13 protein-coding genes are annotated in these 15,515 nt (G+C 74.9%); 9 read left to right on the top strand and 4 right to left on the bottom strand.

Translation table 11 applies throughout. The features are described 5' to 3' along the window. Positions 1-186: 186 nt before the first annotated feature. The 3 genes from ACIRVF_RS11605 to ACIRVF_RS11595 all read left to right on the top strand — a co-directional run bounded on the left by ACIRVF_RS11605 (position 187) and on the right by ACIRVF_RS11595 (position 1,727). A complete protein-coding gene (locus ACIRVF_RS11605) occupies positions 187-708 on the top strand; it encodes a ribonuclease (protein WP_402816114.1) in 522 nt (173 codons plus the stop codon). Between the two features lie 231 nt (positions 709-939). Further along, positions 940-1,416 carry a hypothetical protein gene (locus ACIRVF_RS11600; protein WP_402816113.1) on the top strand — a complete coding sequence of 159 codons (477 nt, stop codon included), beginning with the start codon at positions 940-942 and terminating at the stop codon, positions 1,414-1,416. Then, the gene (locus tag ACIRVF_RS11595) at positions 1,416-1,727 is read left to right on the top strand and encodes a transcriptional regulator (protein WP_402816112.1); all 312 of its coding nucleotides are present in this window, start codon (positions 1,416-1,418) and stop codon (positions 1,725-1,727) included. Before ACIRVF_RS11600 ends, ACIRVF_RS11595 begins: the two co-directional genes overlap by 1 nt. Positions 1,728-1,740: 13 nt before the next feature. Here the strand turns inward: ACIRVF_RS11595 and ACIRVF_RS11590 are convergent, their stop codons facing one another. Further along, positions 1,741-2,736 carry a hypothetical protein gene (locus ACIRVF_RS11590; protein ID WP_402816111.1) on the bottom strand — a complete coding sequence of 332 codons (996 nt, stop codon included), beginning with the start codon at positions 2,734-2,736 and terminating at the stop codon, positions 1,741-1,743. Positions 2,737-2,861: 125 nt separating this feature from the next. Here ACIRVF_RS11590 and ACIRVF_RS11585 point away from each other — a divergent pair, with 125 nt between their 5' ends. Next, positions 2,862-4,127, top strand: a complete 1,266-nt coding sequence (locus tag ACIRVF_RS11585) for an ADP-ribosylglycohydrolase family protein (protein ID WP_402816110.1) — start codon at positions 2,862-2,864, stop codon at positions 4,125-4,127. On the opposite strand, the gene ACIRVF_RS11580 is transcribed toward ACIRVF_RS11585, so the two are convergent. Beyond that, positions 4,117-4,851, bottom strand: coding sequence for a GNAT family N-acetyltransferase (locus tag ACIRVF_RS11580; protein WP_402816109.1), 735 nt, complete (start codon positions 4,849-4,851; stop codon positions 4,117-4,119). The genes ACIRVF_RS11585 and ACIRVF_RS11580 overlap by 11 nt on opposite strands. A 676-nt stretch (positions 4,852-5,527) precedes the next feature. Here ACIRVF_RS11580 and ACIRVF_RS11575 point away from each other — a divergent pair. The 5 genes from ACIRVF_RS11575 (at position 5,528) to ACIRVF_RS11555 (ending at position 12,351) form a co-directional block, all read left to right on the top strand. Then, the gene (locus ACIRVF_RS11575; RefSeq protein WP_402816108.1) at positions 5,528-6,472 is read left to right on the top strand and encodes a PAC2 family protein; all 945 of its coding nucleotides are present in this window, start codon (positions 5,528-5,530) and stop codon (positions 6,470-6,472) included. Positions 6,473-6,605: 133 nt separating this feature from the next. Beyond that, positions 6,606-7,625, top strand: coding sequence for an SGNH/GDSL hydrolase family protein (locus ACIRVF_RS11570; RefSeq protein ID WP_402816107.1), 1,020 nt, complete (start codon positions 6,606-6,608; stop codon positions 7,623-7,625). Between the two features lie 145 nt (positions 7,626-7,770). Then, complete coding sequence (locus tag ACIRVF_RS11565) at positions 7,771-9,081, top strand: deoxyguanosinetriphosphate triphosphohydrolase (protein WP_402816106.1); 1,311 nt, start codon at positions 7,771-7,773, stop codon at positions 9,079-9,081. A 65-nt stretch (positions 9,082-9,146) separates the two neighbouring features. Next, entirely contained in the window at positions 9,147-11,063 is a 1,917-nt protein-coding gene (gene dnaG, locus ACIRVF_RS11560; RefSeq protein WP_402816105.1) for a DNA primase, read from the top strand. A gap of 154 nt (positions 11,064-11,217) precedes the next feature. Continuing rightward, positions 11,218-12,351, top strand: a complete 1,134-nt coding sequence (locus tag ACIRVF_RS11555; RefSeq protein WP_402816104.1) for a sigma-70 family RNA polymerase sigma factor — start codon at positions 11,218-11,220, stop codon at positions 12,349-12,351. A 67-nt stretch (positions 12,352-12,418) separates the two neighbouring features. On the opposite strand, the gene ACIRVF_RS11550 is transcribed toward ACIRVF_RS11555, so the two are convergent. Both ACIRVF_RS11550 and ACIRVF_RS11545 read right to left on the bottom strand, forming a co-directional pair. After that, complete coding sequence (locus ACIRVF_RS11550) at positions 12,419-13,522, bottom strand: DUF2690 domain-containing protein (RefSeq protein ID WP_402816103.1); 1,104 nt, start codon at positions 13,520-13,522, stop codon at positions 12,419-12,421. A gap of 589 nt (positions 13,523-14,111) precedes the next feature. Then, on the bottom strand, positions 14,112-15,515 hold the full coding sequence (locus ACIRVF_RS11545) for a glutamate decarboxylase (RefSeq protein ID WP_402816102.1): 1,404 nt from the start codon (positions 15,513-15,515) through the stop codon (positions 14,112-14,114).

Genomic DNA, 15,515 nt, shown 5'->3' with positions numbered 1-15,515 from the left:
GTGGCCGGCGCCCGCGGGGGGGGGGGTGTGGGGGGGGGCCGGGGGCGGGGGGGGGGGGGGCCGGGGCCGGGGGGGGGGGGGGGCCCCCCCCCCGCCCCCCCCCCCCCCCCGGCCGTACGTCGTTGTGGCGTCCGTCATGTGTGTGCCACGGCCGTCAGGGCCCGGGTGCCTGCCAAGCTGGACCGCATGACCAGAAGCAAGAGCCCGCTCGTCGTCGTGGCCGTCCTGATCCTGGCCGTGCTCGCCGGGGTCGGGTACCTGCTCGCCGGCAAGGGCGGCAGCAGCCACCCCAAGGCCGCCGCGAGCTCCACCGCCGCCGCGGGCTCCTCGGCCCCCAAGCCCTCGGCCCCCAAGCCGTCCGCGCCGGCCGGGGGCCCCTCCGCCCCGAACACCCCGGGCGGCACGTGGACGCCCGCCGACCCGGCGCTGGCCGACGTCTGCCGCACCAAACTGCCCAGCCAGGCCCAGGACACCCTCGCCCTGATCGCCAGGAACGGCCCCTACCCGTACAACCGGGACGGCATCGTCTTCGAGAACCGCGAGAGCCGCCTGCCGAAGAAGGGCAACGGCTACTACCACGAGTTCACCGTGGTCACCCCGGGCTCCAACGACCGCGGCACCCGCCGGGTCGTCACCGGCGGCGCCGGCGAGCAGTACTGGTCCCCGGACCACTACGCGACCTTCCAGGAGATCGACCCGCGCTGCTGAACCGGCGGCCCCGCCGCCCGCTCACCGCCCGCCTGCCCGGTCCTCGGGCCCCGGCGCCGCCCCCGACCCGTCGGCGCCTGGCTTCCCGGCCCCCGCCTCCCCCACGCGGAGCGGGGGCCGCGCCGTGTGCCCGGCGGTGCACCGGCCTTCTGCCTGCTCGCCGGAAAATACTTTCCAACTCGGAAAGTCAGTGGCACAGTGGAGCCACCGTCACCTTCCGAGGGGGAAGCCATGAGTGACTCTGTTCCCACGCCGTCGTCCGCCGCCGAGGCGCTGCGCCTGGCCGACCGGGCCGGCGCGGCCGCCCGGCGACCGCGCCCCACACCCCGCTGGTACGGGCCCACCCTGGCGGCCGGCTTCGTCGTCTTCGGGATCGCGACCGGACAGGCCGTCGCGGCCGAACAGGTCTGGCTGATCGGGGTCCTCGGTGGCGCCTGGGGCGCGCTGAGCGGCCTGATCGGGTGGGCCGGGACGCGCGGCGGCGGCGTCGTCCGGCGCCAGGCGCCGTCCGGCCTGGGCGGCCCGGTGGTGCTGACCGTCCTCTCCGTGCTGGCGGCGATGCTGGGCGCCGCGGCGCTCGCCTGGTGGGCGGGTGGCGGTCCCGGGTGGATCGGGGCGGCGGGAGGGTCCGCCGGGGGAGCGGTCTTCTGGATGGCGAACAACGCGCTCAACCGCCGCGTCGAGCGGCTGTGGAAGGCCGGCAGCTGATGCCCGCCGCCCTCGACCCGCTGCTCCAGCACGCCACCCGCCTCACCGTGCTCGCCTTCCTCGGCGCCTGCCGGGAGGCCGAGTTCGCCGCCGTCCGGGACCACTGCGAAGTCTCCGACTCCGTCCTCAGCAAGGCGGCCACCGCCCTGGAGGAGGCCGGGTACCTGGCGGTGAAGAAGGGATACGTCGGCAAGCGCCCGCGCACCTGGCTCGCCGCCACCCGGGAGGGCCGCGCCGCGCTCGCCGCGCATCTCGCCGAACTCCAGCGGCTGGTGGCCGCAGCCGAGGCGGCAGGCTCCCAACTCGCCTGACCGGCAGCAGGGTTCACCGCGCCCGACGCCAGCTGATCCGGCCGTGCGGGCCGTGCGGGCCGGTGGTGACCAGGGCGGTCAGCTCGTGCAGCACCGGTGCCGGGTCGCGCCGTAGCTGGACCGGGGTGGTGCGCACCACCGGCAGGCCGGCGGCGGTGAGGCGGTTGGCGCGGGCCAGGCCGCGTTCGTGGTCGGCCGGGTGCAGGTGGTAGGCGCGGGAGTCGATCTCCAGGGCCACGCAGGCGTGCGGCCAGTAGGCGTCCGGTACGGTGAGGAACCGGCCGTCCAGGAAGAGCACCGGGTTCCACAGCGGCTCCGGCAAGCCCGCGTGGGCGAGCACCTCGCGGGCCTCGCCCTCCACCACCGAGCGCACCCCGGCGGTCAGGTCCTCCACCACCCGGGCCACCAGCGGCAGCGCCAGCGCCCCCGGTCGGGCGAGCAACTGGTCCAGCAGCTCGCCGAGTTCGCAGTGCCGCCGCTGCACCGCCTCGGCGCACAGCGCCCGGAACCGGCGCGGCCCGGTCTCCTGCGGCGCCACGTCCGCCAGTGCCCGGGCGACCGTGGTGCTCCACAGCCCGTCGTCCCGCTCGAAGCCGCCCGGCATCGCCCCGGACGCCCGGTGCACCCGGACGAACTCCCGGTCGCCGACCCGGCGTTGGGTCGGGATCAGCACATCGACCTCGGCCAGGTCGGCCGGGTGCCCGGCGCTCGGCAGCCCGGCCTCCGCCAGCACCGTGAACCCGGTCAGCAGCACCTCGCCGGGCTGCGGCTGCCGCCCCTTCGGGCTCGCGTACGCCAGGGCGGCCCGCAGTTTCTGATGTGGCGTCAATCTCCCGCTCTGCAGGCAGATGACCCGCGGCAGCACCTGCTGCCAGGGCCCGCCCGGCCGCAGCCGGTGGGCGATCGTGCCGGAGGGCACGCCGAGCCGACGCAGCTGCGCCCGGGTGGCGATGTGCTGCTGGTCGGCGCCGAGCAGGGCGACGGGGTCGAGCGGGTTCGCGCGGGTCATACCCGGGGTGCTGCCCGCCCGGATCGGCGGTATGCGAAACGTCCCTCGTCAGGGGCTTCCCCGCACCGAGGTTGACGCTGCGGAGGTTGACGGAACCGCCGCCGACCGGCTGAACTCGGTCCCACATGATGACCGAACCCAACGGCCCGGCGCTCGACGCGCTCAACGGCCTCTCCGTCGGTGACGCCCTCGGCGCCCAGTTCTTCGTCCCGGCGACCGCCCGGGCCCACTTCACCACCCGCACCGACCCGCCCGGCCCCTGGCCGTGGACCGACGACACCGAGATGGCCTGCTCGGTGTACGCCGCCCAGCGCGAGCGCGGCACCGTCGACACCTTCGACCTCACCCACGCCTTCGCCCTCCGCCACGACTTCGACCGCGGCTACGGCCCGGCCGCCACCCGGATGCTCCGGCTGATCCGCGAGGGCGGCGACGCCAGGGCCCTGGCCGCCGAACTCTTCGACGGCCAGGGCTCGTACGGCAACGGCGCCGCGATGCGGGTCGCCCCGCTGGGGGCGGCGTACGCGGACGACCTGGACGAGGTCGTCCGGCTGGCCGCCCGGACGGCGATGATCACCCACACCCATCCGCAGGCCGTGGACGGCGCGATCGCCGTCGCCGTGGCGGCGGCACTGGCCGTCCGGACGCGGACCGAGGCCAGGACACCGGAGACGTTCCTGGGCGAGGTCGCCTTCCACACCCCGATCGGCGCGCTGCAGAAGGGCCTGCACGAGGCGATCACCCTGCTCGCCGAACCGGACCCGCTGGTCGCCGCGCAGGTGCTCGGCAACGGCAGCCGGACCTCCGCCGTCGACACCGTCCCGTACGCCCTCCGGTGCGCGGCCCGCCACCTGACCGACTACCGGGCGGCCGTCCGGGAGGCGATCGCGCCCGGTGGCGACATGGACACCGTGGCCGCGATCACCGGCGGAGTCGTCGCCTCGTGCACCGGTACGCGCGGCATCCCGGCCGAGTGGACGGCCGCCCGCGAGCCGCTGCCGGCCTGGGCGTTCCCGGAGCCGGGCGGCGTGACCGGCGGCCGGGGCCGCCCGGACATGCTGGTTCCGCGCCCGCACCCCGTCCCCGACGTGGAGTGGACCGACGAACAGTGGCAGCGCATCCGGACCGGGAGGCACACGGACACGCTGGACCACCGCTGGGCGGTGCACACCCGCGAGGGTTCGGTCAGGATCTGCCGCCCCGCGGACGGCCACCCGGTCTGGGAGGTGGCGGTCACCAGGATCCGGGGTGGCTGGCGTCCCGTTTCGGTGGCCGTCGAAACGAGCCACCCCCGGTGGTCCGTGCTGCCCACGGACCCTCACGGTCTGACCACACTGAGCTGGATCCTGAGGACCGCCGCCACCGGCGAACGGTCCCCTCTCAGGCCGTGATCATCAGCTGCCCGGCGCTGCCGCCGCCCTGTCTAAGACACTCCTGGTTGATCGCCGGATCCGGGGCGCTCGGCGAGGTGGCGGCGGCGATCCGCAGCTCGATGATGTCCCGGACGGCGGGCCACTCGGAGTCGAGGATCGAGTAGAACGCGGTCGAGCGCACCACGCCGTCCAGCCCGCGCGAGTGCGCCCGGCGGACCCCCTCGGAGGTCGCGCCGAGCCGCTCGATCGCGGCCCGGGAGCGCAGGTTGCGGGCGTCGGCGCGCAGCGAGATCCGCTGCACGCCCCAGGTCTCGAAGGCGTGCCGGAGCATCAGCAGCTTGGCTTCGGTGTTGATGCCGGTGCCCTGGGCGCGCGGCGAGAGCCAGGTGTTGCCGATCTCGGCGGCGTCCGGGACGGCCGTCGCCGGATCGCCGAACGGCACGCCCGGCGCGGGCGGCCACACCAGCGGGCCCTGCCAGTAGTCCAGTTCCAGGAACCGGGTGGAGCCGACCACCCGGCCGTCGGCGACGTTCACCGTCGCGAACGGCAGCGACCGGCCCGCGGCCTGGTCGGCGAGGGCCCGCGCGACGTAGTCGCGAGCCGCTTCCAGGCCGTGCGGGACGGGGGTGAAGGCGTAGGTCGTACGGTCCTCGGCGCCGGCCGCGGCGATGGCCTCGGCATGGTGTGCGGCGAGGGGCTCCAGCCGCACGGTGCGGCCGGTGAGGGTGACAGGTGCTGGCACGGAACCTTCTGTCCTTCATCGGTCGTAGGGCGCAGTCCGCGCCGGGGTGCGGCACTGGCTGCGGTGGACTGGTTCGCCCCGGTCCGGTTTCCGCCTCCGGGTACCCGTGCGCGCCGGAGGATTCCGGTCGGGCGGGGCGGGGGGCGGCGGCCCGGAACGGGCGGCGCGTGGTGCCGGAACGGACACGGGTCCTCGGACCGGTCCGGCGGGAAGAGCGAGGGGACAGTGTGCGTCCGCGAAATGGCCGAGGAGGAAACGAGAGCGCGAAGGGAAGCAGGCGGCCAGGTGAAGGCAAGATGCGTCGTGGGTGGCTGTCCGAGCAGCGATCCGGGTCGTGGTCGACGGCGTTACGGACGACGTGACGACGACGCGACGATGCGAGGCAGCGAGAGGACGATACCCGCCAGAACGCGGTGCGTCACTTCGCGGCACGCGAATGGCGGCGCGGGCCGCCACCGCGCGCTTCGAAGCGGGCTGTTGAACGCCCGTGACCAGGGGCTTTTCCTTCGGGTGCGATCATGGTCCGGAGGGGACGGCGAGGGCCTCCGGCCGCTTCGCCGGGCGGGTCGCGCGCCGAGCGGTCGGCCGGAACGGGAATTCCGGCGCGCCCCGGCACGCTGGACAGGACGAGAAGCCGGTCGGATCGGGACGAGCAGAGAACGGGGTTGGGTACGCGGTGCGAGACTTCCAGGCGCTGTACGAGCTGGATGAGCGGGGCGTGGCCGCCGTGGCCGAGGCGAACGCGGAGCTGCGTGACACCGGCGCCGGCCTGGTGCTGCTCCACCACTTCGAGGGGTTCATGGACGCCGGCGAGGCCGGCGGCCAGGTCGTGGCCCACCTGCTGGAGACGGGCTCGCCGCAGGTGGTGGCCCGTTTCGACCACGACCGGCTGGTCGACTACCGGGCCCGCCGCCCCGCGATGGTCTTCGACCACGACCACTGGACGGCCTACGACCCGCCGGAGATCCTGCTCCAGCTGGTCCGCGACGCCGCCGGGGCCCCGTTCCTGCTGCTCACCGGCCCCGAGCCGGACGTCGAGTGGGAGCGCTTCGCGCGCGCCGTCCGCGCGCTGGTCGAGCGCTTCGAGGTCCGGCTCAGCCTGGACTTCCACGGCATCCCGATGGGCGTGCCGCACACCCGCCCGGTCGGCCTGACGCCGCACGGCAACCGGCTCGACCTCGCACCGGGCTACCCGCAGTGGTTCGAGCAGGCGCAGGTCCCGGGCAGTGCCCAGGCACTGCTGGAGTACCGGCTCGCCGAGGCCGGGCACGACGTGCTGGGCTTCGCCGTGCACGTCCCGCACTACGTGGCCCGTTCGGCCTACCCGGCCGCCGCCGTACTGATCCTGGAGGCGGTGCAGTCCGCGACCGGCCTCGTCCTGCCCGGTACCCGGCTGCGCGAGCGGGTCGGCGAGGTGTACGCCGACATCGAGGAGCAGTTGGCCCAGGGGGACGGCGAGTTGCGCTCGGCGATCCGCGGCATGGAGGGCCAGTACGACGCGGTGGCGGGCTCCGAGGGCCGGGAGAGCCTGCTGGCCGAGCCGGCGGACCTGCCCTCGGCCGACGAGCTGGGGCGCCGCTTCGAGGAGTTCCTGGCCGAGCACGAGCGCGGCGCGGAGTAGCGGGCGCCGGTTCCTCCGGAGAGCAGGGCGCCGGCGGGAGTCATCGGCGCCGCCCGTACGTTGGACTCGGCGGTGCCCGGGGGACGGGTCGCCGTAGGGAGCTGCCCGTGACTCGCACCCCCGGGGGGATGCCATGCCGAGGACCACACGCCCGACCGTCGTCGTGACGGCCGGGCTCGCCGCCCTGATGCTGGCCGGACTGGCCGGGTGCAGCGGCGGGGGCGGTTCGGACGGTTCGGACGGTTCGGACGGTTCGGACCGGGGTTTCGCGGGCGCCCTGCCCGGCCGGGTCCCGGCCGCCGCCACCCCGACACCCACCCCCACCCCGCCCAGCGGCCCGTACGTGGCCCTCGGCGACTCCTACACCGCCGGGCCGAAGATCGATCCGCAGGTCGGCGACCCGGGCGGCTGCGGCCGCTCCGGGATCAACTACCCCGCCCTGGTGGCGAAGGCGCTCGCCCTGGCGCCCGGGCAGTTCCGGGACGTCAGCTGCAGCGGCGCCCGCACCGGGGACCTGAAGGCCGCGCAGCGGACCGCCGACGGCTCCAACCCGGCCCAGCTGGACGCGCTGACCCCGGCCACCCGGCTGGTCACCCTGGGCATCGGCGGCAACGACGCGGGCTTCATGCAGGTCGTCACCGACTGTGCCAAGGACACCCTGGTGGGCGCGGTGAGGGACCTGGTCGGCGAGGAGACCTCGGTCGCGCCCTGCCGGGAACGCTACGCCTCGGGCGGCTCCGACCAGCTGCGGGCCCGGGTCGACGAGGCCGGCGGCCAGGTCGCCGACGTCCTCCGGGAGATCAAGCGCCGTTCCCCGCAGGCCCGGGTGTACGTCGTCGGCTACCCGGCGCTGCTCCCGGCCGACCCGGTGAGCTGCCGACCGGTGCTGGGCACCACGATCGCGGCGGCGGACCTCGGCTTCCTCGCCGAGAAGGAGCAGCAGCTCAACGGGATGCTCAAGCAGCGCGCGGAGGCCGCCGGGGCGGTGTTCGTGGACACCGCCGGGCCCTCGGCCGGGCACGACATGTGCGCGGGGGAGGACTCCCGCTGGATCGAGCCGCCCTTCCCGGCCCACGGGCTCACCCCGATCCACCCCAACGCCAAGGGCGAGGAGGCGGTGGCCGGCGTCGTGCTGAAGGCCGTCCGGAGCTGACGGGCGGCCCGGGCGGGGCCGTCCGGGTACGAGCGGTTCGCGGCGGCGGACACCGGCGCGCCTCCCACGGTTCACGCCCCGGTCCGCGCTCCTTCGCGCGCGGCACCCCCCGCGTGTCGGGGGTGCGGCGTACCGTGAGCCCCATATGGATGACACCACGCACCGCCTCGCCGCCCCGATCCCGTACGACCACGCCGCCGAGGCCCGCTGGGTCCCCGAACCGGACAAGCGCCCCGGCCGCACCGCCTTCCAGCGCGACCGTGCCCGGGTGCTGCACTCCGCCGCGCTGCGCCGACTGGCCGGCACCACCCAGGTGGTCGCCCCGATGCGCAGCGACTTCCCGCGCACCCGGCTGACCCACTCGCTCGAATGCGCCCAGGTCGGGCGGGAACTGGGCGCCGCGCTGGGCTGCGACCCGGACCTGGTGGAGACCGGCTGCCTGGCCCACGACATCGGCCACCCGCCCTTCGGCCACACCGGCGAGGAGGCCCTCGACCAGGCCGCCGAGGCCTGCGGCGGTTTCGAGGGCAACGCCCAGTCGCTGCGCATCCTCACCCGGCTCGAACCCAAGCGCTTCGCGCCCCAGGAGGACCGCCCCGCCGCCCGGCTCGCCCCCTGGCCGGGCCGCAGCGTCGGCCTCAACCTGACCAGGGCCGCCCTGGACGCCGCCACCAAGTACCCGTGGACCAAGGGCGCCCACCCCGCCGACCCGGCCTCGCCCAAGTACGGCGTCTACGCCGACGACCTGCCGGTCTTCCGCTGGCTGCGGGCCGGTTCCCCGACCGGTCGCAAGTGCTTCGAGGCCACCGTCATGGACTGGTCCGACGACGTGGCCTACTCCACCCACGACGTCGAGGACGGCCTCCAGGCCGGCCACATCGACCCGGCCGCGCTGCGCGCCCCCAGCGAGCGCGCCGAACTGTTCAAGGTCGCCGAGCGCTACGCCCCCGACGCCGAGCCGGAGGAACTGGCCGCCGCGCTGGACCGGCTGCTCGCCCAGGACTGGTGGCCGCAGGCCTACGACGGCACGGCGCGCGCCCGGGCCGGGCTCAAGGACCTCACCAGCCAGCTGATCGGCCGCTTCTGCCTGGCCGCCGAGCAGGCCACCCGGGCCCGCTACGGCCCCGGCCGGCTGACCCGCTACGCCGCCGAGCTGGTGGTGCCGAGGGGCGTCCGGCTGGAGTGCGCGGTCCTCAAGGCGGTCGCCGTCCGCTTCGTGATGATGCGCGACGAGCAGGCCCAGCTCCGGGCCCGCCAACGGATCGTGATCGCCGAGCTGGCGTACGTCCTGACCCAGCGCGCGCCCGAGGGGCTGGACCCGGTGTTCGCCGCGATGTACCACGAGGCCGAGGACGACCGCGCCGCCCTGCGCACGGTCGTCGACCAGATCGCCACCCTCACGGACGCCTCGGCCCTCGCCCTGCACGCCAGACTGGTCGGCGCCGCCTGGGCGTAGCGCCGGGGGCGGACCCCGGTCCGGACCCCGGCTCGAAACCCCGGCCGCCCCAGTAGACTTCCGGGGTGGCCGGGCGGATCAGGGACGAAGACGTACAGGCGGTGCGCAGCGCACTGCCGATCGACGCGGTGGTCGGCGACTACGTACAGCTGACCAACGGTGGCGGCGGCGAGTACAAGGGCGTCTGCCCCTTCCACGACGAGAAGTCCGCCTCCTTCTACGTCAACCCCGCCAAGGGCGTCTTCCACTGCTTCGGCTGCCAGGAGAACGGCGACACCATCGCCTTCCTGATGAAGATCGAGCACTTCACCTTCGCCGAGGCCGTCGAGCGGATGGCCGCCCAGGCCGGCATCACCCTGCGCTACGAGGAGGGCGGCTACAGCCCCCGCCACCAGCAGGGCGAGCGCACCCGCCTGGTCGAGGCGCACAAGGTGGCGGCGGCCTGGTACCAGGAGCAGCTGGCCTCGCCGGAGGCGGAGATCGGCCGGCGCTTCCTGGCGGAGCGCGGGTTCGACGAGGAAGCCGCCAAGGCCTTCGGCGTCGGCTACGCCCCGGCGGGGTGGGAGCACCTGGTCCGCTTCCTGCGCGGCAAGGGCTTCACCGACAAGGAGATCCTCCAGGGCGGCCTGGCCTCGCAGGGCCAGCGCGGCGGTCTGATCGACCGCTTCCGGGGCCGGCTGGTCTGGCCGATCCGGGACATCGCGGGCGAGGTGGTCGGCTTCGGTGCCCGCCGGCTGCGCGAGGACGACAACGGTCCGAAGTACCTGAACACCCCCGAGACGCCGATCTACAAGAAGTCCCACGTGCTGTACGGGATCGACCTGGCGAAGAAGGAGATCGCCAAGTCGGGCCGCGCGGTGGTGGTCGAGGGCTACACCGACGTGATGGCCTGCCACCTGGCCGGGGTCACCTCGGCGGTGGCCACCTGCGGCACCGCCTTCGCCGAGGACCACATCAAGATCATCCGTCGCCTGCTGATGGACACCTCGCAGTACCGGGGCGAGACGGTCTTCACCTTCGACGGCGACGCGGCCGGTCAGAAGGCCGCCCTGCGCGCCTTCGAGGACGACCAGAAGTTCGCCGCCAGGACCTCCATCGCGGTCAGTCCGGGCGGCATGGACCCCTGCGAGCTGCGGCTGGCCCAGGGCGACGAGGCGGTCCGGCAGCTGATCGACAACCCGGTCCCGCTGTTCGAGTTCGCGCTGAACACGGCGGTGTCCAAGCACCGGGTGGAGACGCCCGAGGGGCAGGCCGCCGCGATGGAGGAGGCGGCCCTGATCGTCGCCAAGATCAAGGACCCGTCGATCCGCCACGGCTACGCGATCAGGCTGGCCGGCATGCTCGGCGTGAACCCCGGTGACGAGCAGTTCGTGGTCCGCCGGATCTCCCAGCTGGCCCGCTGGGAGCGCGAGAAGCAGCAGAACCCCCGAGGCAACGGTCAGCAGCGGCGCCCCGAGCAGCCCGCCGCGGTGGCGCGCCCGGCCCGGCCCGCGTTCCGGCTCAACCCGCGCGACCCGGCCCAGTTCGTCGAGCGCGAGCTGCTCAAGCTGGCACTCCAGCACCCGGACCTGGTCAGCCCGGCCTTCGACCACTACGGCGAGGACGAGTTCCCGACCCCGCCGTACACCGCCGTCCGGCAGGCCATCGCCAAGGCCGGCGGCGCCGCGTACGGGGCGACCCTGCCCGACTTCGTCAGCGCGGTGCGCGAGGCGGCCCCGGACGACCAGGTGCGCTCCCTGGTGACCGAGCTGACCGTCGAGCCGGTGCGCTCACTGCGCAAGGCGGACGCGGTCTACGCGGGCGAGTTCCTGGTCAAGCTGCGCCTGTTGGCCGTCGACCGCCGGATCACCGAGGTCCGCGGCTACCTCCAGCGGCTCGGCCCCCGGGCCGACGCCGAGCAGCTGCACGCGGTGCAGACCGAGCTGTGGCAGCTCCAGCAGTACGGGCAGCAGCTCCGCAGCCGGGGCGCGGCGGCGCTCTAGGCCCGACGGGCCCGGTGGTGCCGGGGAGCCACGAAAGTCCTGCGCAGAAAGTCGGCGCACGAGTCTCGGCCACGGAGCGTGGCGTACCGCACACTGGAGGGCGTCCCACCTCCGTACAGCGCGGGTCCGCCAGAGTCGCGCCCGCCCCGAGGGGATGCCCGTGGACCGAGGCCCTGCCGCAGCGACCACCGCCCGACCGACCGATCCCGCCGGACCGCCGGCCCGGGAGCAGGAGAGCGACCACGGCCGGGCCGGGGCCGCACCCCCGGACGGCGCGCGGATCCCCGCCCAGGGGCTGCCGGAGGGCCACCCCGACAGCCCGGACCCGGAGGCCGACGAAGGCGGCGACGATCCGCCCGTACCGGCCGAGGGCGGCGGTCCGGCCGCCGACCTGCTGCGCCAGTACCTGCGCGAGATCGGCCGGATCAGGCTCCTCACCGCCGCCGAGGAGGTCGAACTGGCCCGCCGGATCGAGGCCGGCCTGTTCGCCGAGGAACGCCTGAACGGCGATCCGCCCCCGCCCGACCCGCTGGCCCGCGAGCTGGACACCCTGGTGGTCCTCGGCCGGATCGCCAAACGCCGCCTGATCGAGGCGAACCTGCGGCTGGTGGTGTCCGTCGCCAAGCGCTACGTCGGCCGCGGGCTGACCATGCTGGACCTGGTCCAGGAGGGCAACCTCGGCCTGATCCGGGCGGTGGAGAAGTTCGACTACGCCCGCGGCTACAAGTTCTCGACGTACGCGACCTGGTGGATCCGGCAGGCGATGACCCGGGCGCTGGCCGACCAGGCCCGGACGATCCGGGTGCCGGTGCACGTGGTCGAGCTGATCAACCGGGTGGTCCGGGTGCAGCGCGCTCTGCTGCAGGAACGCGGCCTGGAACCGACCCCGGCCGACATCGCCACCGCCCTGGAGCTCACCGAGGCGCGGGTGCGCGAACTGCTCCGGCTGGCCCAGGAGCCGATCTCGCTGCACACCCCGGTGGGGGAGGAGGACGACGTCGCGCTCGGCGACCTGATCGAGGACGCCGACGCCGCCTCGCCCGCCGAGTCCGCGACCTTCCTGCTGCTGCGCCAGCACCTGGAGGCGGTGCTGGCCACCCTGGGCGAGCGGGAGCGCCAGGTCGTCCAGCTCCGCTACGGCCTGGACGACGGCCGTCCGCGCACCCTGGAGGAGATCGGGGCGGTGTTCGGCGTGACACGGGAGCGGATCCGCCAGATCGAGTCCAAGACGCTGGTCAAGCTTCGCGACCACGCCTGCTCCGCGCAGCTGCGCGGCTATCTGGACTAGGGCTGGACCAGCGCCTGTGCGGCGTCGCGCGCCCGGCATGATCCGCCGGACGGGCCCTCGGGCAACGCTAGGGAGCGGACGGGGCGGGCGACGGCTGGTCGGTGGGCGGGGCCTGCGTGGGCGTGGCCGGGTCGCTGGGCGTCGCCGCCGCGGCCCCGGCGCCCGGGGGCGGGGAGGCCGGGCCGATCGGGATCGGGGTGGAGGCCACCACCGAGGCCAGGTCGGTCACGGTCGCGGTGCAGTCGTGCCCGGCGGGCTGGAAGCCGCAGACCCGGAAGCCGATCGACGGGTCGGCCGCGTTCAGCATCGCCGAGTAGTTGTCGTAGCCCCAGTGGATCATCGCGGTCTCGCTGTCCCCGGTGCTGTCGGTGATCACCGCGTAGTCCTTGGGCTCGCCCTCGGTGATCGCCGCCCAGGCGGCCTGACAGGTCCGGCTGTACCGCAGGTAGACGACGACCTTGCCGATGACCTGGGTCTGCAGGGTCCGGGCGTCCTTGCCGCAGCCGGTGCTCTTGGGGTCCTTGTGGGCGCAGCCGACGGCCCGGCACGGCGGGTCGGAGGGGGCGGGCCTGGCCACGGCCGGGGCGGTCGGGGTGGGTGCGTCGGCCGCCGAGGCCTCGTCGTCGTGCCGGCTGACCCGCAGGCCGACCAGCACCACCAGCAGGGCCAGCACCACGGCGCCGGAGACCAGCGCCACCGGGCGCCGCCACCACACGGGCGCGGGCTCGGCCCGGGCGGGCCCGGAGGCCTCCTCGGCCGTCGGCGCCGGCTCCCCGGACACCGCCCCGTCGGCGGGCTCGGCGGCCGGCTCCTCGGCGGTGGCCGCCTCCTCAGGGGTCCCAGCGGCGGCGGGCGCCCCGGTGACGGCCGGCTCGGCGGTGGTCGCCCCCACGGCGGTCGCCTCGGCGGCGCGCTCCGTCGCCTGCCGCCACAGCCGCCGCAGCGCCGTCGCGTCGCAGTCCACCGCACCGATCAGCGCTTCCAGCGCCTGCTCGGTGACCACCCGCTTGCCGTTCAGCCAGCGCTCCCAGGAGGCCCGGCTGTAGTGGGTGCGGCCGGCCAGTTCGGACAGCGAGAGTCCGGCGGCGTCCTTGATCGTCCGGAGCTCCTGCGCCAGCAGCCGGGCGGGCTCTGACAGCTCCTCGGGCAGGTCCTTCCAGGCGGAAGCCAATGCGACCCTCCATGACTCGCGGGACGGGACGACGGTGGACGGGGGCGGGAGGGTGCGCGCGCCCGGTCCGGCCGTTCGGTGTCTCCCCTTCTCCAACCTCACTGGCCCGGTGTCCCAAACTCCAGGTCATGGCGTTGAGACGGACGGAAGTGTCTCACAACCCCCGGGATCGTCGAAGAGTCACCTGTTCGTCGTGCAGAGTTCTCCTCGCCGGTGCGTTTCCGCAGCCCCGGCCGCTTCGTTCGGGCACCGGCCGGTCGGCCGGATCGACCCGACACGGGTCCCGGACACCCCCACCGGTCGGGGGGGGCCGCCGGGGGGGGGGGGGGCCCCCCCCCCCCCGCCCCCCCCGGGGGGGGGGGGGGGCCGCCCCCCCCCCCCCCCGGGGGGGGGGGGGGGGCCCCCCGCCCCCCCCCCCCCCCCCGCCGGGCCCCCCCCCCCCCCCCCCCCGGCCCCCCCCCCCCCCCCCCGGGGGGGGGGGCGGGGGGGGGGGGCGCCCCCCCCCCCCGACCGGGACACCCGGCGGGAGGGCGCTTCCCCTGCGCCCTCCCGCCGTGGCGTTTCCGGGCCGTCCTCCCGGCCCCGCAGCTCAGTGGTGGAAGCCCTCGCTGGCCGGCACACCCAGCTCCTTGAGCGGGACGGGCTGGCGCCGCAGCTCCGGCAGCAGCCGGTGGAGGTCGGCCAGCAGCAGGTCGGCGAGGTCCCGGGTGAAGGCGTTGCGGCAGACGATCCGGAGCACCGACAGGTCCTGCCGGTCCGGCGGGAAGGTGTACGCGGGCACCTGCCAGCCGCGTTCGCGCAGCCGCCGCGAGACGTCGAACACGTCGAAGGACACGTCCTCGGTGGTGGTGAAGGCGAACACCGGGAGCTGGTCGCCGCGGGTCAGCAGCCGGAAGCAGTCCAGCTTCCCGATCTCCCCGGCCAGGTAGGTGGCGACCTCCCGGCAGGCGCCCTGGACCGCCTCGAAGCCCGCCCGGCCGAGCCGCAGGAAGACGTAGTACTGCGCCGCGACCTGTGCGCCGGGCCGGGAGAAGTTGAGCGCGAAGGTCGGCATGTCGCCGCCCAGGTAGTTGACCTTGAACACCAGCTCCTCGGGCAGCGCCTCGTGGTCCCGCCACAGCGCCCAGCCGACGCCGGGGTAGACCAGCCCGTACTTGTGGCCGGAGGTGTTGATCGACTGCACCCGGGGGAGCCGGAAGTCCCAGACCAGGTCCGGGTCGAGGAAGGGCGCCACCATGCCGCCGGAGGCGCCGTCCACGTGCACCGGGACGTCCAGGCCGGTGCGCTCCTGGAGCTCGTCCAGGGCCGCGCAGATCTCCGCGATCGGCTCGTACGACCCGTCGAAGGTCGAGCCGAGGATGGCGACCACGCCGATGGTGTCCTCGTCGCACAGCGCGGCCGCCTGCTCGGCGCCGAGGTGGAAGCGTTCGCCCTCCATCGGCGCGGTGCGGGCCTCGACCTCCCAGAAGTTGCAGAACTTCTCCCAGCACACCTGCACGTTGACGCCCATCACCAGGTTGGGCCGGGCCCCGGCCGCGTACCGCTCGGCGTTGCGGCGCATCCAGCGGCGCTTGAGGGCCATGCCGGCGAGCATGCAGGCCTCGCTGGAGCCGGTGGTGGAGCAGCCGACCGCGGTGTCCGGGTCGGGGGCGTGCCACAGGTCGGCGAGGATGGCCACGCAGCGCCGCTCCAGCTCGGCGGTCTGCGGGTACTCGTCCTTGTCGATCATGTTCTTGTCCAGGCACTCGGTCATCAGCCGGCTGGCCTGCACCTCCATCGACGTGGTGACGAAGGTCGCCAGGTTGAGCTTGGCGCTGCCGTCCAGCATCAGCTCGTCGCGGATCAGCTGGTACGCGGTGTCGGCGGCGACCGGGCCCTCGCCGAGCCGGTGCACCGGCGGGGCGAGTTCCATCGCGCCCAGCGGGTCGGTGATGCCGAGCAACGGATTGACGCTCAGCCGTCGGTTGCTGCCGGTCCCCTTGTGCAGGGCCAT

The sequence above is a fragment of the Kitasatospora sp. NPDC101157 genome (assembly GCF_044768255.1).
Classification (GTDB): Bacteria; Actinomycetota; Actinomycetes; order Streptomycetales; family Streptomycetaceae; genus Kitasatospora.
Note: the sequence above shows the minus strand (reverse complement) of the source record. Positions and strands in the feature narration are given on the sequence as shown.